Annotated in this window: 13 protein-coding genes; 3 read left to right on the plus strand and 10 right to left on the minus strand. The window is 61.6% G+C overall.

Features of this window, described 5'->3' with window-relative positions:
• Nucleotides 1-5 precede the first annotated feature (5 nt).
• The 9 genes from WH91_RS15315 to WH91_RS15355 all read right to left on the minus strand — a co-directional run bounded on the left by WH91_RS15315 (nt 6) and on the right by WH91_RS15355 (nt 12,918).
• Nucleotides 6-3,356 carry a transglutaminase family protein gene (locus WH91_RS15315; RefSeq protein WP_046171879.1) on the minus strand — a complete coding sequence of 1,117 codons (3,351 nt, stop codon included), beginning with the start codon at nt 3,354-3,356 and terminating at the stop codon, nt 6-8.
• 94 nt (nt 3,357-3,450) lie between these two features.
• Complete coding sequence (locus tag WH91_RS15320; RefSeq protein ID WP_046171880.1) at nt 3,451-5,037, minus strand: FGGY-family carbohydrate kinase; 1,587 nt, start codon at nt 5,035-5,037, stop codon at nt 3,451-3,453.
• Nucleotides 5,038-5,102: 65 nt separating this feature from the next.
• The gene (locus WH91_RS15325) at nt 5,103-6,578 is read right to left on the minus strand and encodes a mannitol dehydrogenase family protein (protein ID WP_046171954.1); all 1,476 of its coding nucleotides are present in this window, start codon (nt 6,576-6,578) and stop codon (nt 5,103-5,105) included.
• Between the two features lie 116 nt (nt 6,579-6,694).
• On the minus strand, nt 6,695-7,699 hold the full coding sequence (locus WH91_RS15330) for an ABC transporter ATP-binding protein (RefSeq protein WP_046171881.1): 1,005 nt from the start codon (nt 7,697-7,699) through the stop codon (nt 6,695-6,697).
• A gap of 12 nt (nt 7,700-7,711) precedes the next feature.
• On the minus strand, nt 7,712-8,542 hold the full coding sequence (locus WH91_RS15335; protein ID WP_046171882.1) for a carbohydrate ABC transporter permease: 831 nt from the start codon (nt 8,540-8,542) through the stop codon (nt 7,712-7,714).
• Nucleotides 8,543-8,551: 9 nt separating this feature from the next.
• Nucleotides 8,552-9,424 (minus strand): carbohydrate ABC transporter permease, encoded by an 873-nt coding sequence (locus WH91_RS15340; RefSeq protein WP_046171883.1) that lies wholly within the window; start codon nt 9,422-9,424, stop codon nt 8,552-8,554.
• A 231-nt stretch (nt 9,425-9,655) separates the two neighbouring features.
• Entirely contained in the window at nt 9,656-10,963 is a 1,308-nt protein-coding gene (locus WH91_RS15345) for an ABC transporter substrate-binding protein (protein WP_046171884.1), read from the minus strand.
• A 160-nt stretch (nt 10,964-11,123) separates the two neighbouring features.
• Nucleotides 11,124-12,080 (minus strand): sugar-binding transcriptional regulator, encoded by a 957-nt coding sequence (locus WH91_RS15350; protein ID WP_046171885.1) that lies wholly within the window; start codon nt 12,078-12,080, stop codon nt 11,124-11,126.
• 64 nt (nt 12,081-12,144) lie between these two features.
• The gene (locus WH91_RS15355) at nt 12,145-12,918 is read right to left on the minus strand and encodes a FadR/GntR family transcriptional regulator (protein ID WP_143078057.1); all 774 of its coding nucleotides are present in this window, start codon (nt 12,916-12,918) and stop codon (nt 12,145-12,147) included.
• A 388-nt stretch (nt 12,919-13,306) separates the two neighbouring features.
• Here WH91_RS15355 and chvE point away from each other — a divergent pair, with 388 nt between their 5' ends.
• From chvE to mmsB, 3 genes are all read left to right on the plus strand, one after another.
• Nucleotides 13,307-14,380, plus strand: a complete 1,074-nt coding sequence (chvE, locus tag WH91_RS15360; protein ID WP_046171887.1) for a multiple monosaccharide ABC transporter substrate-binding protein — start codon at nt 13,307-13,309, stop codon at nt 14,378-14,380.
• A 189-nt stretch (nt 14,381-14,569) separates the two neighbouring features.
• Nucleotides 14,570-16,102 carry a multiple monosaccharide ABC transporter ATP-binding protein gene (gene mmsA, locus WH91_RS15365; protein ID WP_046171888.1) on the plus strand — a complete coding sequence of 511 codons (1,533 nt, stop codon included), beginning with the start codon at nt 14,570-14,572 and terminating at the stop codon, nt 16,100-16,102.
• A complete protein-coding gene (mmsB, locus tag WH91_RS15370) occupies nt 16,099-17,400 on the plus strand; it encodes a multiple monosaccharide ABC transporter permease (protein ID WP_046171889.1) in 1,302 nt (433 codons plus the stop codon). Before mmsA ends, mmsB begins: the two co-directional genes overlap by 4 nt.
• Nucleotides 17,401-17,484: 84 nt before the next feature.
• Here mmsB and WH91_RS15375 read toward each other — a convergent pair whose 3' ends face one another.
• Nucleotides 17,485-17,919, minus strand: coding sequence for an SRPBCC domain-containing protein (locus WH91_RS15375; protein ID WP_046171890.1), 435 nt, complete (start codon nt 17,917-17,919; stop codon nt 17,485-17,487).
• Nucleotides 17,920-17,948 lie beyond the last annotated feature (29 nt).

A 17,948-nucleotide genomic window follows, 5' to 3' on the forward strand; every position in this document is an offset into this window, starting at 1 on the left:
ATGCGCTACCAGAAGCGTGGCGGCCGTCGCAGGTCAAGCGTTAGCGGGAATTCGTCCGCAGGCTTTTCCTCGCGCAGGGCATAACCACCGGTCGTGTAATTCTGCGGCACGAAACGCGCAAGGCGGCGTGCCTCGGCCTCATTGCCATTGACGGGGAAAGTATCGTAGCTGCGGCCGCCCGGATGGGCGACGTGATAGACGCAACCGCCGACCGGGCGCTGGGTCCAGCGATCATAGATATCGAACACCAGCGGCGTGTTGACTGGCAGCGTTGGGTGCAGGCCCGAGGCGGGTTGCCAAGCCTTGTAACGGACGCCTGCAACCGCGGTGCCGGCCGTATCGGTCTTGCGCAAAGGCACCGGGCGCTGGTTGCAGGTGAGGGCGTAGCGCTCGGGATTGATGCCTTCGAGCTTGACCTGCAGGCGTTCGACCGAACTGTCGACGAAGCGGACCGTGCCGCCGATGGCACCCTGTTCGCCCATGACATGCCAGGGCTCGAGCGCCTGGCGCAGTTCGAGGTGGACGCCCTCGTATTCGACTTCGCCGCAAAACGGGAAGCGGAATTCGAGCTGAGCGGCAAACCAGGCCGGATCGAGCTTGAAACCGTGCCGATCGAGGTCGGCGATGATATCGAGGAAATCCTGCCAGACGTAGTGAGGCAGCATGAAGCGATCATGCAGCGTGGTGCCCCAGCGGGCGAACGAGCCATCGGCCGGGTCGGCCCAGTAGCGGGCGATCAGCGCGCGGATCAGCACCTGCTGGGCCAGCGACATGCGGGCATTTGGCGGCATTTCGAAGCCGCGGAATTCGACAAGGCCAAGCCGGCCGGTAGGGCCATCGGGCGAAAACATTTTGTCGATGCAGATTTCCGAGCGATGCGTATTGCCGGTGACATCGACGAGCAGATTACGGAACAGGCGATCGACCAGCCAAGGCGATGGCGCTGGCTCGCCCGAGGCGGGGTTGGGCACCTGCGCCATGGCGATTTCGAGTTCGTAGAGGCTGTCGTGACGGGCCTCGTCGAAGCGTGGCGCCTGGCTGGTGGGTCCGATGAAAAGGCCCGAGAACAGGTAGCTCATCGACGGATGACGCTGCCAATGCAGCACCAAAGACTTGAGCAAATCCGGCCTGCGCAGGAAGGGACTGTCATGTGGCGTGGCGCCACCAACTACGACGTGGTTGCCGCCGCCGGTGCCGGTGTGACGGCCGTCGATCATGAATTTGTCGGCGCCGAGACGGCTCTGGCGGGCCTCTTCATAGATGGCGCTGGTGGTGGCGACGCAGTCGTCCCAGCTCGATGCCGGATGGATATTGACCTCGATGACCCCGGGATCTGGCGCAACGCGGATAACGTTGAGGCGCGGATCGTGCGGCGGCGAATAACCTTCCAGATGCACCGGCTGGCCGATTTCCCTGGCAGCGGCTTCTGTGGCGGCGACGAGTTCGAGATAGTCTTCGAGTTTTTCGACCGGCGGCAGGAAAATGCACAGGCGATGGTCGCGGATTTCGGCGGTAACGGCGGTGCGGACTTCGCCTTCGATCTCGCTGATTTCCTGCTCGGTGCGGTCTTGCTGCTCGCTGGCGGCGGTGAAAGACGAGGTAGTTTGAGCGCGCGGATCGGCCTCAAGCCCGGTTTTCTGGCGCGACAGGATTTCCACCGGATCGGGCAGGGGGCCGCGCGGGGCGCCTGGGTCCTGCGCCACGACGTGGGGATATTCGTTTGGCTTGAGATGTTTAAGCGAGCTGAGCGGCAAGCGATAACCGGCCGGGCTGTCGCCGGGGGCGAGGAACAGCTTGCCGCGGCGGGTCTTCCACGTCTCGGTCAGCCACGGGCTTGACGCAGCGGCGTTCCATCGCTGCACGGGCAAAACATAGCCGGTGGGATTGGTGAGGCCGCGCTCGAACACCTTGGCGATGCGGGAGCGGGCTTCGGGATCGGCCAGTTCGGAATTGGCGGGATCGACGTTTTCCGGCAGGTTGGCTTCCTTGAGCAGCCACTCGCCGGGGTCCTCATAGGCTTCGGCAATGGTCTCGCCGGTTAGGCCAAGATTGCGCGCGAAGCTAGCGAGGAATTTGCGGGCATCCTCGTGGGTTGCGGTAGTCTTGACGCCTTCTCGGGCGATGAGCTTTTCGTCGCTCCACACCGGCTTGCCGTCGAGGCGCCAGAACAGCGAGAAAGTCCAGCGCGGCAGGCTTTCGCCGGGGTACCACTTCCCCTGACCATAATGCAGCATGCCGTTGGGTGCGAAGCGGGTGCGCAGGCGGCGGATCAGGTCATCGGCCAAGACGCGCTTGGTGGGTCCGACTGCGCCGGTGTTCCACTCGTCGGCTTCGAAGTCGTCGATGGAAACGAAGGTCGGCTCGCCGCCCATGGTGAGGCGGACGTCGTTGTCGACAAGGACTTTGTCGACCTGTTTGCCGAGAGCGTTGAGTTCGTCCCAGCTGGCGTCGGAGAACGGTTTGGTGATGCGGGGGTGTTCGGCAACGCGGGTGACGCGCATGTCGAAGGCGAACTCGACTTCGGCGAAAGACGCGAAGCCGGAAATTGGCGAGGCGTTACGAAAGTGCGGCGTTGCAGCTAACGGAACGTGACTTTCGCCGGTCAGCAGGCCAGAGGTCGGATCAAGGCCAACCCAGCCGGCTCCGGGAAGGTAGACTTCGCACCAGGCGTGCAGATCGGTAAAATCATGATCGGTGCCTGCGGGGCCGTCGAGCGACACCAGATCGGGCTTGAGCTGGATCAGGTAGCCGGACACAAAACGCGCGGCGAGGCCGAGATTGCGCAGGGTCTGGACCAGCAGCCAGCTTGAATCGCGGCACGAACCGCGTGCATTGCCTAAGGTTTCTTCGGGTGTCCAGACGCCGGTTTCCATGCGCACGATATAGGCGATGTGCTGCTGGATCGAGGCGTTGATGGCGCTGACGAAGTTGACCGTGTTGGTCGGGCGCTTGTCGATGCCATCGAGGAAGCGCTGCAGCAGCGGTCCGACCGGTTCGGGCTGGCGATAGATCGACAGATCGGGGCGAATATCCTCGGGATACTCGAACGGCCAGGTCTCGGCGCTCTCTTCGACGAAGAAATCGAAGGGATTGTATATCGTCATATCGGCGATGAGGTCGACTTCGATCTTGAGCTGGGTCACCGGCTCGGGAAAGACGAAGCGCGTCAGAAAATTGCCATAGGCATCCTGCTGCACGTTGACGAAATGCAGCGACGGCGAAACCTTGAGCGAATAGCTCAGCACCTTGGTCTTGGAGTGCGGCGCCGGTTGCAGCCGGATGATCTGGGGCTGCAGATAGACCGGACGGTCATACTTATAGTGCGTCAGATGATAGACGGCAGCTTTGATCGACATGCGTTGTTGTCGCTCGCTTCAGGCCACGAATTTTGACTTCCCGGATAGAAGCTTAGCGAGTGTCGCGCCTCCCGGCTAGGGCACATCTGACAGTTCACACCATCGCGTCGATCACCTGACGTTGACGCAGCATCTCTATGAAGATGGCATAATCCTTGTCGAACTGGGCCCGGGCGGCCGGGTCTGGAGCGCGTTCGGTGCCGCCTTGCTGCATGGCGACACAGGCGGCGTCGAGGCTTGGATAGAGGCCGGCGGCCGTGGCGGCGACCATGGCCATGCCGAGCAGGGTCGCGTCTTTGGCCGAGGATTCGACGACGGTGCAACCGGTGGCGTCGGCGTAAAGCTCCATCAGCACGGCATTTTTGGTGTGACCGCCGGTGACATGCAGTGTGTCGATGGCATAGCCGCGAGTGTTGAGCGTTTCGAGGATGTGGCGGACGCCGAGGGCGATGGAAACCGAAGTGCGCCAGTACAGGCGGCACAGGCTGTCGAAGTCGCTGTCCAGCGTCAGGCCGGAGATGACGCCGAGGGCAAACGGGTCGCCCAGGGGCGAACGGTTGCCGTGGAAGTCGGGCAGGACGTGGAGGCGATTGGCGAGAGCGAGACCCTCAGCCTGACGCAGTTTCATGATGCGGGTGGCAATGCGGTGGTGCATGTCGGTCGAGGGTTCGCCGCCCGCGCCATGCCAGCGGATGATGTGATCGAGCAGGGCACCGGTGGCGGATTGGCCGCCTTCGTTCAGCCAGACGCCGGGCAGGACGGCGCCAAAATATGGGCCCCAAACGCCGTTGGTGGGGCGGTCTTCGGCCGAGAGCGCCATGACGCAGCTGGAGGTGCCGGCGATCAGCGCGAGGTGGCGGTCGATGGTATTGACGTCATGGGTGAAGGCGCCAAGCACGCCCAGTGCGCCGGCGTGGGCGTCGATCAGCCCGGCGCCAACGTGGCAGGCAGTGGTGAGGCCGAGATCTGCAGCGGCAATGGGGTTGAGCGGGCCAAGATCGGCGCCGACCGGGCTGGCTTCGGCGGGCAGGGAGGCCTTGGTCAGCAGGTCTTCGAGGCCGACCTGGGCCAGGAAATCATGCCGCCATTTTTGCTCTTCGTGGGCCAGATAGGTCCATTTGCAGGTGAGGGTGGACTGGCTGCGGGCTTGGGAACCGGTGGCTTTCCATGAGAGGAAATCGGCGAGGTCGAACATCATGCCGGCGCGGGCCCAGCTCTGCGGCATGTGCCGCTTGAGCCACATCAGCTTGGGCGCTTCCATCTCGGGCGACATGACGCCGCCGGCATATTTCAGCACTTCGTGGCCGGTGAAGGTGCATTCCTCGGCTTCGGCGAGGGCGCGGTGGTCGAGCCAGACAATGGTGTCCCAGCGGTCCTGGCCATTGGTCGAGACGGTGACGGGCTGGCCGTGGGTGTCTCGGACGACGAGGGAGCAGGTGGCGTCGAAACTGAGGCCGACGACATGGTGGGGATCGGCGCCGGCCTTGGTCATGGCTTCACGGACGGCGATGCAGACGGCCAGCCAAATCTGCGCGCTGTCATGCTCGGCATGATTGGCGTCGGTGCGATTCATGACGATGGGATGCTCGGCGCGGGCGAGCAAGGCTCCCTGCGCCGTCAGCACGCCGGCCCGGGCACTCCCCGTACCCACATCCACTGCCACCAGGAGGCTTTGCGTCACGCCAGAGCGCCTTCTTCTCGGTTCGGGCGGGAAGGTAGCGGAAGGTGAGGGCGTTGGCTACGGGGCTAAAGCTGGTCGGCGAGATAGCGCTCCAGGGTTGCCTTGGTGCCGATGTCCCACAGGGTGGTGAGGGCGTTGGTGAAGGCTGCGATGAAGGCTGGGTTGGCGGCGAGGTCGCCGTAGATTTCGGTCATGGCGAGCCAGGCTTTGGGGTCGGACTTGGCGAGTTTGGCCTGGGCGGTGAGGCGAGCCCAGCTTGGATCGTTGGGCTCGATGACGGCGCCTGAGTCGGTTTCGCCGTAGCAATAGCGACACCAAAGGGCACTTACGAGTGACAATCCGTTGACAGACTGTTGACGTTGAACGCGGTCCAGAGCCGACGGAATGATAAATTTGGGCTGCCGATTGGAGCCGTCGAGGGCCAATCGGCGGATGGTATCGCCGATTTTTGGATTGGCAAAACGACGCTGGCAGAGAGCGAAGTAATCGCCGAGGTCAGTTTCGGGCACTGGGGGCACCACGGGGATAATTTCGTCCTGTTCGACCTTGGTCAGAAAGGCCGAGACCAGTTCATTTTCCATCGCCTCGTGGACGAAGTGGATGTCCATCAGGCCTGCTGGGTAGGCGATGGTGGCGTGGCCGCCGTTGAGAATGCGGATCTTCATGTGCTCGTAGGGGGCGACGTCGTCGACGAACTGGACGCCGACTTTTTCGAGCGCTGGGCGGCCGGCGGGGAAATTGTCCTCGAGCACCCATTGTTTGAAATTTTCGCAGAACACCGGCCAGGCGTCGTCGATGCCGAAGTTGTCGGCGAGGAGGCCGATTTCGCGCGGTGAGGTGGCGGGGGTGATGCGGTCGACCATGCCATTGGGGAAGGCGACGGTGTCCTTGACCCAGGTGGCAAGGGATGGGTCGACGAGCTTCGCAAGGCCGACGATGGCGTTCTGGGTGACGTGGCCGTTGCCGGGAATGTTGTCGCAGCTCATTACGGTGAAAGGCTGGGTGCCTTCGGCGCGGCGACGGATCAGGCCGGCGAGGATCAGGCCGAAGGTGGTTTTGGGCGCGTCGATGTGGGCGGCGTCATAGGCGATATCTGGGTGGGCCGGATCGAACTTCTGGCTGGCAGGGTCGATGTAGTAACCGCCCTCGGTGATGGTCAGCGAGACGATGCGGATGGCGGGGTCGGCGAGCTTGTCGATGATGGCCGACGCCTCGCCGGGCCTGAGATAATCCACCATGGCGCCGGTGATGCGGGCGGCGCTGCTGTCGTCTTCCTGCTCGACCACGGTGGTCAGCCAATCCTGCGCCTTGAGCTTTTGGCGCATGGCTTCGTCGGCGTCGCGCACGCCGGCGCCGACCAGCGCCCAATCATGATCGGAGCCGGTGGCGAACAGGTCGTCGAGATAGACGGCCTGATGCGCGCGGTGGAAATTGCCGACACCGAAATGCACGATGCCTGCGGTAAGGGTGGCTCGATCATAGGCCGGGGTGGCGGCGGTGGTGATGGTGGGTAGGGCGGCGGCGGAAAGTTTGGTGGTCATCATGGCCCCCCGGATATGACTAGGTTGCGGTGTTTTAGGGCGAGAGATCGTGGCTCTCCTCCCCCACCCTTGATCCCTCCCCGCAAGGGGGAGGTGTCGACTGCGAATCTGGCTGGTCAGATAGCCAGGCCGGCGGCGTCGAAGCGGTAGATGCGGGTGGCGTCAGGCGTCAGATAGACGTCGTCGCCGTGGCTGAAGGTCTGGTCGCCATCGGTGCGGATGGTCATCAGGCCGAGGCCGTCGACATGAACGTGAAGGAAGGTGTCGCTTCCGAGCTGTTCCGCGACGCCGACGGTGCCCTTCCAGGTGCCGGGGATATTTTCGCGGCTGAGCAGGAAGTGCTCGGGACGGACGCCGATCGAGTGGGCATTGTGCTTGGCCGCTTCCGGGCCATCGACGAAGTTCATTTTAGGACTGCCGATGAAGCCGGCGACGAAGCGGTTGGCGGGTTTCTTGTAAAGATCGAGTGGCGAGCCGAACTGTTCGACGTTGCCGGCATTGAGCACTACTATGCGGTCGGCCATGGTCATGGCTTCGACCTGATCGTGGGTGACGTAGATCATCGTGGTCTTGAGCTGCTGGTGCAGTTCGGTGATTTCGAGCCGCATGTTGACGCGCAGGGCTGCGTCGAGGTTGGACAGCGGCTCGTCGAACAGGAAAGCCTTGGGCTCGCGGACGATGGCGCGGCCGATGGCGACGCGCTGGCGCTGACCACCGGAGAGGGCGCGGGGACGACGGTCGAGATAGGAGCTAAGGTTGAGCGTGCGCGCGGCGTATTCGACCTTCCTGTCGATCTCTTCTTTCGAAGCTTTGGCCATCTTCAGCGGAAAGGCGATGTTGTCGCGTACCGTCATATGCGGATAGAGCGCGTAGGACTGGAACACCATGGCGAGGCCGCGACGGGCGGGTGGCGCCTTGGTCATGTCCTCGCCATCGAGCAGGATGGTGCCGCTGGAGGTGTCTTCGAGCCCAGCAATCAGCCGCAGCAGGGTCGACTTGCCGCAACCGGATGGGCCGACGAAGACGACGAATTCGCCCTCCTTGATGTCGAGGCTGATGTCGGGAATGATTTGGACGTCGCCGAAGGACTTCTTGACGTTGCGCAGAGAGATAGAGCCCATTTTCAGTAGTCCTTACTTTACAGCGCCGAAGGTGAGGCCGCGGACGAGTTGTTTTTGGCTGAACCAGCCCATGAGCAGGATCGGCGCGATGGCCAGCAGGGATGCCGCCGAGAGCTTGGCGAGGAACAGACCCTGGGGAGATGAGAAAGACGAGATGAAGGCGGTCAGCGTGCCGGCGCGGCCCGAGGTCAGCGTGATGGTCCAGAAGGCCTCGTTCCAGGCCAGGATGACGTTGAGCAGCAGCGTCGAGGCGATGCCGGGCAGCGCCATCGGGATCAGGACATGGACGATCTCGTTATAGAGTTCGGCGCCATCCATGCGGGCGGCTTCGAGGATGTCGATCGGGATTTCCTTGAAGTAGGTGTAGAGCATCCAGATGATGATCGGCAGGTTGATCAGCGTCATGATGATGGTCAGGCCCTGCAGGGTATCGAGCAGGCGCAGGTCTCGGAAGATCAGGTAAATCGGGATCAGCACGCCAACGGCGGGCATCATCTTGGTGGAAAGCATCCACATCAAGACGTCCTTGGTGCGCTTGGTCGGTGCGAAGGCCATGGCCCAGGCGGCGGGAATCCCGATCAGCAGGCCCAGCAGAGTCGAGCCGACCGAGACCACGATGGAATTGAACGCGTGCTTGAAATAATCCGAGCGGTCCTGCACGGCGCCAAAGTTTTCGAGGGTGAAATTCTGCGGCAAGAAGGTCGGCGTATTGGCGATGGCTTCGGCTTCGGTTTTGAAAGCGGTGAGAACCACCCAGAGGATGGGCGAGAACAGCAGGAGAGCAATGGCCCATGCGGCGATGGTGAAGCCAATCTTGGTCTGGACGGAGACGTTGCGTGCCATGATGGTTCCTCAAGCGTCCAAGTTCTTGCCGACGGCGCGCATCAAGAAGAATGCGACCACGTTGGCGATGACGACAGCCACCATGCCACCGGCGGAACCGGCGCCGATGTCGTTGGACAGGATGCCGGTGCGGAACACCAGGAAGGCGATGTTGGTCGAGGCATAGCCCGGACCGCCGCCGGTGGTGACGCGGATTTCAGCGAAGATGCCGAGCAGGAAGATGGTCTGGATCAGGATCACGATGGTGATCGAGCGGGCCATGTGCGGCAGGATTATATAGTAGAAACGGTTGATGGCGTTGGCGCCATCCATCTCGGCGGCCTCGCGCTGCTCCTCGGAGAGCGACTGCAGGGCGGTCAGCAGGATCAGTGTTGCGAACGGCAACCACTGCCAGGCGACGATGACGATGACCGAGAACAGCGGATACTGGTTGAACCAGTCGACCGGCTGCAGGCCAAAGAATTTCCACAGGTGCCCCAGCATGCCGTAACCGGGGTGCATGAAGCCGTTCTTCCAGATCAGCGCGGCCACCGGCGGCATGACGAAAAAGGGCGAGATGACGATGATGCGCAGGATGCCTTGACCCCATAGCGGCTGATCGAGCAGTAGCGCGAGGAATGTGCCGCCCACCACGGTGATGATCAGCACGCCACCGACGAGGATCAGCGTATTGACCAGCGACTGCGTGAAGCTGGGGTCGCCAATGACGTAGAGGTAATTGGCCCAACCGGCAAAGCCGGTCATCATCGGGTTGATCAGGCTGTAGTTCTGGAAGGAGAACCACAGGGTCATGACCAGTGGCACGATCATCCAGATCAGAAGCACGATGACGGCGGGGGCCATCATGATGCGCGAGAGCGTACGGGTCTGTGCGGTGGCCATGGGTGGTCCTCGGTGCCGGCTAAGGTCTTTCGGACTATCGCCCCCTCCCCCTTGAGGGGAGGGCCGGGGAGGGGGTGGTTCAGTGTCCCACTGATGGACCCCCTCCCTCATTCCCACCGCTCAAGGGGGAGGGAGGCGAAAGTACGATGCGTCCCGTTTTATCTGGCAGGCATAGAAACCGCCCGGTCTCCAGAGGGGACTTTGACCGGGCGGCTCGTCTTCGGGAGAGGACTACTTGATGTAGCCGGCGCGGGTCATGTCGCGGGTGACTGCGTCCTGGGCCTGGGCCAGGGCGTCGTCAGCCGACATCTGGCCGGCAAGGGCTGCCGAGAACAGTTGGCCGACATTGGTGCCCATGCCGGCAAATTCCGGGATGGCGACGAACTGCACGCCAACATAGGGCACTGGCTTGACGGTCGGCTTGGCGGGATCGGCCGAGTTGATGGAGTCCAGCGTCATCTTGGCGAAGGGTGCTGCAGCCTGGTAGTCCGCATTCTCATAGAGCGAAGTGCGGGTGCCGGGCGGAACGTTAGCCCAGCCTTCAGCTGCGGCCACGGTTGCCAGATAGTCCTTGTTGGTTGCCCAATCGATGAACTTCTCGGCGGCTTCGGCATTCTGCGAGCTTGCTGGAATGGCCAGCGACCATGCCCAGAGCCAGTTGCCGCGCTTGCCCAGACCATTGTCGGGAGCCAGGGCGAAACCGACCTTGTCGGCAACGGTGGAGTCGGTGGGGTTGGTCACGAAGGATGCGGCGACGGTAGCGTCGATCCACATGCCACATTTGCCCTGCTGGAACAGCGTGAGGTTTTCGTTGAAGCCATTGGACGAAGCACCGGCCGGGCCAGCGTCAGCCATCAGCGACAGGTAGGTGTCCAGGGTGTTCTTCCACTCTGGGGTGTTGAACTGGGGTTTCCAGTTTTCGTCGAACCAGCGGGCACCGAAGGAGTTGGACATGGCGGTCAGGAAGGCCATGTTCTCGCCCCAACCGGCCTTGCCGCGCAGGCAGATGCCGTTGATGTCGGCGGTGCGGTCGGTCATGGCGCGGGCGGCTTCTCCGATGAATTCCCAGGTCGGGGCTTCCGGCATGGTCAGGCCAGCCTTTTCCATCAGGTCCTTGCGGTACATGATAAACGAGCTTTCGCCGTAGAACGGGGCTGCATAGAGCTTGCCGTCGAGCGAAAGGCCCGAACGGATGGCAGGCAGAATGTCGTCGACGTCATAAGAGGCATCGGCGGTGAGAGCGTCGAGCGGAGCCAGCCAGCCCTGCTTTGCCCAGATTGGCGCTTCATAGGTGCCGATGGTCATCACGTCATACTGGCCGCCATTGGTGGCGATGTCGGTGGTGACGTTCTGGCGCAGGGTGTTTTCTTCGAGCACGACCCAGTTGAGTTCGATGCCGGTCTCTTCGGTGAAAGCCGAGGACAGGCCCTGCATGCGGACCATGTCGCCATTGTTGACGGTTGCGATGGTGAGCGTCTGCGCCGAGGCGGAAGCCGCCAGCGCAAGGGTGAACGCGCCCACGAGGGTTAACAGTTTCATAGAATTCCTCCCAGTTATCGATACGGGCATTTGTCCCGGCGATGGGCAAATACTCACAACATATGCGGCAGAGTCAAGCGTGCCATGCGTCCATCACCTGACGTACGTAAGCCAAAATGCGGAGCTAAACGCAATTTAGTATTGCTGTATCAGTGGCTTATTACAGATCGAGCAGGCCTGCGGCCGTGCGCTCGTCAGTTATCAAACCGTTCACCAAGCGACGGTTGAGGGTCGCGCGGATGCCGGGCAATTTGCGCTTGCCCATGGCGATTGCCACTACAAGCGAGTTCTCGCGAGAGGGCAGCGGGGCAGAAGCAACGCGGTCGTTGATGATGCCGTCGATCAGCCTGCCATCGGCATCAAAGCTCCAGCCACAGATTTCGCCAACGGCGCCAGCCTTTTGCAGGGCCTTGAGTTCGGCGTCGGTGATGAAGCCGTCGAGATAGAGCGGTGCGTCGGCGCCAATATGTCCGACACCGACGAAGGTCACGTCGGCCTTGGCGGCAAGCTTCAACGTTTCGCGAATCATGGGCTGGGCATGCAGCAGTTCGCGCTCGCGAGCCGACGAGGCGATGACCGGCAGGGGCATCGGAAAGCTGCGGGCTTTCACAGTGTCAGCCATGTTGAAGATGACGTTGTAGTAGGCAGCCGAGCCATCCGGGGCGATATTGCCGGTGAGTGACACGACCTTGTGGTGCGCGGCCTCCATCGGCGTCAGCTGCTCGACGGCGGCCTTGAGCGTGCGGCCGGTGCCGACGGCCATGACGATGGGGTCGGGGCGCTTGAGCCAGCGCTCGATCTCGGCGGCGGTGGCTTCGGCAAGGCCGATGGTGGTCGAATCACTGGAAGGATCAGATGGAACGATCTCGACCAGATCGAGCGCGAAACGGGTCTTGAGGCGGCCGGCTAAATCCATGCAGCGGCCGATTGGATGATCGAGACGAACCTTGATCAGGCCTTCACTGACCGACAGCGAAACGAGGCGCTGGGCGGACTGGCGCGAAATGCCCAGTTTGGTGGCGATTTCTTCCTGGGTATTGCCGGCGACATAGTAGAGCCAGCCGGCGCGAGCGGCATCGTCCAGACGATTGATCGACGTGTCTATTCGCTGCGCCATGGCCCGCCCTGCAATTTGGCGGGATTATTCGGCCATGCGGCGACGGGCCGCAAGCGTTTATGTCTCAGCCGGTAGAGCTTGGTCGCAGCGCCAACTGGCTGAGGGCGGCGCGGATGTCGCGTTCGGTATCCTTAAGGTGGGTGCGCATGGCATCGGCCGCCGAGCGGCTATTGCCGTCCTTGATGCAGTCAAGAATGCGCTGATGGGCTAGGACGGTGTCGTGCAGGGTATGACCGCGCTGTTCATGGCCCCGGCGGCTAATGAAGAAGCCCTCGCGCAGGGGAACGGACATGGCCTCGAACAAGAAGCCGAGCACGCGATTGCCGCTGGCGAGCGCGACGGCTTCGTGGAAGCCAACGTCGTGGGTGTGGAAACTCAGCTCTTGGTCATGGGACATAGGCGCGCCTGGCTCGCCGACAGTGTCGCGCATGCCTTGTAATTCGCTTTCGACCGCTGCAATGCCGGCTCGGGTGGCGCGCTTTGCCGCGAGGGTGGCCGACTGTACCTCGAGGGATAGGCGGACCTCGATCAGGTCGAACAGGCCCTTGGGATCGTATCGGATAATCGAGGTGAGGAAGTCGGCGAAGGCGGCGCCGTCAGGTTCGCGCACCACGGCCTTGCGGCCGCGGGCAATGGCGAGCAGGCCGCGGCCCTCAAGCAGCTTGACCGCTTCGCGAATGGTCAGGCGGCTCACGTCATAGCGCGTTGCCAGTTCAGCCTCGCTGGGGAGACTGATACCCGGGCTCATCTCGGTTAGAATAATACGCGCCAAAGCCTCGGCCACAGCCATGGCGGCGGTGGGTTGGTCGGGGCGCAGGTCCCCCGCAGATATAGTCACGCATCCTCCAAGGTATCTGATACCTTTGCCGTGCCAGCGTCGCTTCGCGATCGTTACCGGGCACGTACCTCAATCGGCAGTTACATGTTATCGAGCGATTGGGTAGGTCGCAATCGCCCGGAAACTGGCGTTATCGTTAATATTCGATCATCGAAAAAAATCAAGTGGCGGAGAGAATGGGCTTTACAGATCGTATCTGATTATCCTAGGTTCCGGCCCGTGGGCTTGGGAGGGCCCGGGCGGCAGCAGCCGTCAAGCAGGAGGACTTCATGCAAGACAGACTAGCCCTACGCCTTCGGGTGTTCGCTGGAACGCGCATGTTCACCCAGGCTTCTCCCCTGAAGACCATCTAAAGCTTCTGAACTCGAATACAAAAGGGAGTCGAGACGTGAAGATTATCAAGACGCTTGCCACCGTGCTGGCCGTTGGCGCAATGGCGCTGACCGCTTCGACCGCGGTGTTTGCCCAGGACAAGGGTGCTATCGGCATTGCAATGCCGACACAGTCGTCGCTGCGTTGGATTTCGGACGGCAATGAGCTGAAGTCGGCTCTCGAAGCCAAGGGCTACACCGTCGATCTGCAGTTCGCAGAAGATGACGTGCCGAACCAGCTCGCTCAGATCGAAAACATGGTCACCAAGGGCGTCAAGGCTCTCGTGATCGGTTCGATCGACGGCACCACGCTGTCGAGCGTGCTGCAGCAGGCGGCCGATGCCGGCATCAAGGTTGTCGCTTATGACCGCCTGATCCGCGAGACTGCAAACGTCGACCTCTACACCACTTTCGACAACTTCCAGGTCGGCGTGCTGCAGGCCAACTCGATCCTCAAGGGTCTCGGCTATCCTGAGAAGGCTGGCCCGTTCAATATCGAACTGTTCGGCGGTTCGCCGGATGATAACAACGCTTTCTTCTTCTACGATGGCGCAATGAGCGTGTTCCAGCCGCTGATCGACAAGGGTGACCTGGTCGTGAAGTCCGGCCAGGTTGGCATGGATACCGTTGGTACCCTGCGTTGGGACGGTGCTGTTGCTCAGGCCCGCATGGACAACATCCTGTCCGCCAACTACTCGGACGGTTCGCGTGTTGACGCCGTTCTCTCGCCATATGATGGCCTGAGCCGTGGTATCATCTCGTCGCTCCGCGGCGTTGGTTACGGTGCGGCCGATCTGGCTTGGCCCGTGATCTCGGGCCAGGATGCCGAAGCACCGTCCGTCAAGGCAATCATTGCCGGCGAACAGTATTCGACCATCTACAAGGACACTCGCGAACTGGCCAAGACCACTGCCGACCTCGTCGACACGCTGGTTTCGGGCGGCACGCCAGAAGGCCTCGACACCACCACGTATGACAATGGTGTCAAGGTTGTGCCTTCGATCCTGCTGACCCCGTATGAAGTCGATGCTTCGAACTACCAGGCCCTGGTCATCGACTCGGGTTACCTGAAGCCAGAAGACATCCAGTAAATACTGGTAACTCAACTGATTGGGGCTCCGCGGCAACGCGGGGCCTTTTTCTAAATTAATCGTGAGACCTCACGGTGAGCTTGTAGACCGGGGCTGTCTGGCTCATAGAGCCCGACATCCGACCTCGTGGTTCGTGCTTGGACGAGCGCTGCAGGCTCACCATGAGGTCTACCCAATGACAGGGCCAGCATGAGCAACACCATTCTGGAGATGCGCAGCATCACCAAGACCTTCCCCGGCGTGAAAGCGCTGTCGGACGTCAATCTCGACGTGCGGGAAGCCGAAATCCACGCCATCGTGGGTGAGAACGGCGCCGGCAAGTCTACTCTTATGAAGGTGCTGAGCGGGGTCTATCCCTCCGGCACCTATGATGGCGAAATCGTCTACAAGGGCGAAGTCCAGCAGTTCAAGTCGATCCGCGACAGCGAGCACAAGGGTATCGTCATCATCCACCAGGAGTTGGCACTGGTGCCGCTGCTGTCGATTGCCGAGAATATCTTCCTGGGCAATGAGCAGGCCAAGAACGGCGTAATCGACTGGGACGAGACCCGTGACGGCGCTCGCAAGCTGCTCGGCATGGTTGGTCTAACCGAAGATCCCGATACGCTGGTGACCAATATCGGCGTTGGCAAGCAGCAGCTTGTGGAAATCGCCAAGGCCCTGTCCAAGGAAGTGAAGCTGCTCATCCTCGACGAGCCGACCGCATCGCTGTCTGAAAAAGACAGCGCGGCCCTGCTCGACCTGCTGATGGAATTTCGCAGCCAAGGCATTACCTCGATCCTGATCAGCCACAAGCTGAACGAGATTTCCAAGGTTGCAGATCGCATTACGGTGATCCGTGACGGGCGCAGCATCGAGACGCTGAACAAGGAAGACATTACCGAAGACCGCATCATCACGCTGATGGTGGGCCGGTCGCTGGATGACCGTTATCCGTCACGTGAGCCGCACATCGGCGAAGTGGTGTTCGAGGTCAAGGACTGGTCGGTGTATCACCAGCTTCACCGCGACCGTCAGGTGATCAAGAATATCGGCATCAATATCCGCAAGGGCGAAGTGGTCGGCATTGCCGGGCTGATGGGCTCGGGCCGCACAGAATTTGCCATGAGCGTGTTCGGCAAATCCTATGGCCAGCGCATTTCCGGCGAAGTGTTCATGAATGGCAAGAAGGTCGATACATCGACCGTCGAAAAGGCCGTGGCGAATGGCATTGCCTATGCCACCGAGGATCGCAAGACCTATGGCCTGAACCTGATCGACCACATCAAGCACAATACGACGCTGGCCAATCTGAACGGTATATCGCGTATTGGCGTGATCGACGACATGACGGAAATGGACGTCGCCAACGAGTATCGCCGCAAGACCAATATCCGCTCGTCGAGCGTTTATCAGATCACCGGCAACCTCTCTGGCGGCAACCAGCAGAAGGTCGTGCTGAGCAAGTGGCTGTTCGCCAATCCGGACGTGCTGATCCTCGATGAGCCGACGCGCGGCATCGACGTCGGCGCCAAATACGAAATCTACACGATCATCAATCAACTCGCGGCACAGGGCAAAGCCGTGCTCGTCATCTCTTCGGAGATGCCCGAGCTGCTCGGCATCACTGACCGCATCTATGTAATGAACGAAGGCCGCATCGTTGGCGAAATGCCGACCAGCGAAGCCAGCCAGGAAAAGATCATGCGCGCAATCGTTCGCGCTGAAGGGAAGGCATCATGACCACCGAAACCGCTCCAACGAGCACGCCAGCACAGAACCAGGAACTCACCGTCCTGGGCGCGCTCAAGGCCAATATGCGGGACTATGGCCTGCTGCTTGCGCTGATCCTGATCATGCTGTTCTTCCAGTGGTCCACTGGTGGCGTGCTGTTCAAGCCGGTCAATCTGACCAATATCATCCTGCAGAACAGCTACATCATCGTGATGGCGCTGGGCATGCTGCTGGTGATCGTCGCCGGCCATATCGACCTTTCGGTCGGCTCGGTTTCGGGCTTCATCGGTGCGCTTGCAGCGATGCTGATGGTCGGCTGGCGGTTTCCGCCGGAATTTGCCTTCCTGGCCAATCCATTCGTGGCCGGCGCTATCTGCATCGTGGTCGGCGCGGCGATCGGCGCGGCGCAGGGCTACCTGATCGCCTATCACCGGATCCCGTCGTTCATCGTTACGCTGGCCGGCATGCTGATCTTCAAGGGCCTGTCGCTGGCACTGCTGGCCGGCAAGTCCGTTGGTCCGTTCCCGGCTGAATTCCAGCTGCTGTCGGCCGGCTTCATCCCGGACTTCATCGGGCCCACCACGCTGGTGCCCGCTGTCGCAGCCGTGCCCGCAAGTGACGGCGTGGCCGCAATCGCTGCCGTGCAGCCACTGGTGCTGCATACCACCACCCTGGTTATCGCCATCGTCGGCATCGTCGCCATGATGTTCTTCGCCATTCGTGGCCGCCAGCGTCGCAAGGCGCGCGGTTACGAGAGCGAGCCCTTCGTGCTGTTCGTCGCCAAGAACCTGGTGATCGCCGTATTGGTGCTGTTCTTCGTCTACATGCTGGCGTCGTATCGCGGCCTGCCGAACGTGCTGGTGGTGATGGGCCTGCTGATTGCAGCCTTCGTGTTCATCACCAAGCGCATGACCTTTGGCCGTCGCATCTATGCACTGGGCGGCAACCTCAAGGCGGCGGCGCTCTCGGGCATCAAGACCGAGCGGATGACCTTCTATGTGTTCGCCATCATGGGCGCGCTGGCGGCTCTCGCCGGCATGATCTATGCGGCCCGCCTCAATTCGGCGACGCCGAAAGCCGGCCAGGGCCTTGAGCTCGACGTTATCGCGGCCGTGTTCATCGGCGGCGCTTCGGCGCTGGGCGGCGTCGGCGCGGTTGCCGGTGCGGTGATCGGCGCCTTCATCCTCGGCGTGATGAACAACGGCATGTCGATCATGGGCATCAACATCGACCTGCAACAGATGATCAAGGGCGTCGTGCTGCTGGCAGCCGTGTTCTTCGATCTCTACAACAAGAACCGCGCCTGAGTTTATCAGGGCCGGAATGACGAGGCCGTCGGAGCGATCCGGCGGCCTTTTTGTTTGTCGGGGAGGTTGGAGAGGGTGCCCGCATTAGTTGACCTTGGCTTCCACCCGCTTCTTGAGGGCCTGGTTGAAGGATGCATATCCGCCGCCATCGCTGCCCTTTCCGTGCTTGAAAAAACCCTCGAACGGCCGCAGCAGCCAACCGGAAAATGTCTCGGTATTGGTGAGACGCGTCGTGCCATCCGGGTTGGAGGTGAGGGTGAAGGTGTGTGCGCCATTGAAGACGCCTGCATTGAACAGCTGGGCGGACCATTCCAGTTCCTCATTGGGCCGTACCGTGGTGACCGTGGAGCCAAAGTTAAAGCCCGGCATGCGCATGGCCAGCTTGCTGCCCATGGTGGCGATGCCGTCGACTTTTGAAAAAGTGCTCCACTCGCCATAAGTGGGGAAGTCGGTGAGCACGGCCCACACGTCGCTGGCGGGAGCTTGGATATCGATCGCAGTGCTGAGGATAACGCTCATGATTCAATCCTTTGAATGGTGGGTGGTGG

It is taken from the genome of Devosia psychrophila, assembly GCF_000971275.1.
GTDB lineage: Bacteria > Pseudomonadota > Alphaproteobacteria > Rhizobiales > Devosiaceae > Devosia > Devosia psychrophila.

What these genes read in the sequence shown, in the direction of transcription:
- WH91_RS15315 (WP_046171879.1), bottom strand. Translation starts at nt 3,356, where the DNA reads ATGTCGATCAAAGCTGCCGTCTATCATCTGACGCACTATAAGTATGAC.
- WH91_RS15325 (WP_046171954.1), bottom strand. Translation starts at nt 6,578, where the DNA reads ATGACCACCAAACTTTCCGCCGCCGCCCTACCCACCATCACCACCGCC.
- WH91_RS15330 (WP_046171881.1), bottom strand. Translation starts at nt 7,699, where the DNA reads ATGGGCTCTATCTCTCTGCGCAACGTCAAGAAGTCCTTCGGCGACGTC.
- WH91_RS15335 (WP_046171882.1), bottom strand. Translation starts at nt 8,542, where the DNA reads ATGGCACGCAACGTCTCCGTCCAGACCAAGATTGGCTTCACCATCGCC.
- WH91_RS15340 (WP_046171883.1), bottom strand. Translation starts at nt 9,424, where the DNA reads ATGGCCACCGCACAGACCCGTACGCTCTCGCGCATCATGATGGCCCCC.
- WH91_RS15345 (WP_046171884.1), bottom strand. Translation starts at nt 10,963, where the DNA reads ATGAAACTGTTAACCCTCGTGGGCGCGTTCACCCTTGCGCTGGCGGCT.
- WH91_RS15350 (WP_046171885.1), bottom strand. Translation starts at nt 12,080, where the DNA reads ATGGCGCAGCGAATAGACACGTCGATCAATCGTCTGGACGATGCCGCT.
- mmsA (WP_046171888.1), top strand. Translation starts at nt 14,570, where the DNA reads ATGAGCAACACCATTCTGGAGATGCGCAGCATCACCAAGACCTTCCCC.
- mmsB (WP_046171889.1), top strand. Translation starts at nt 16,099, where the DNA reads ATGACCACCGAAACCGCTCCAACGAGCACGCCAGCACAGAACCAGGAA.
- WH91_RS15375 (WP_046171890.1), bottom strand. Translation starts at nt 17,919, where the DNA reads ATGAGCGTTATCCTCAGCACTGCGATCGATATCCAAGCTCCCGCCAGC.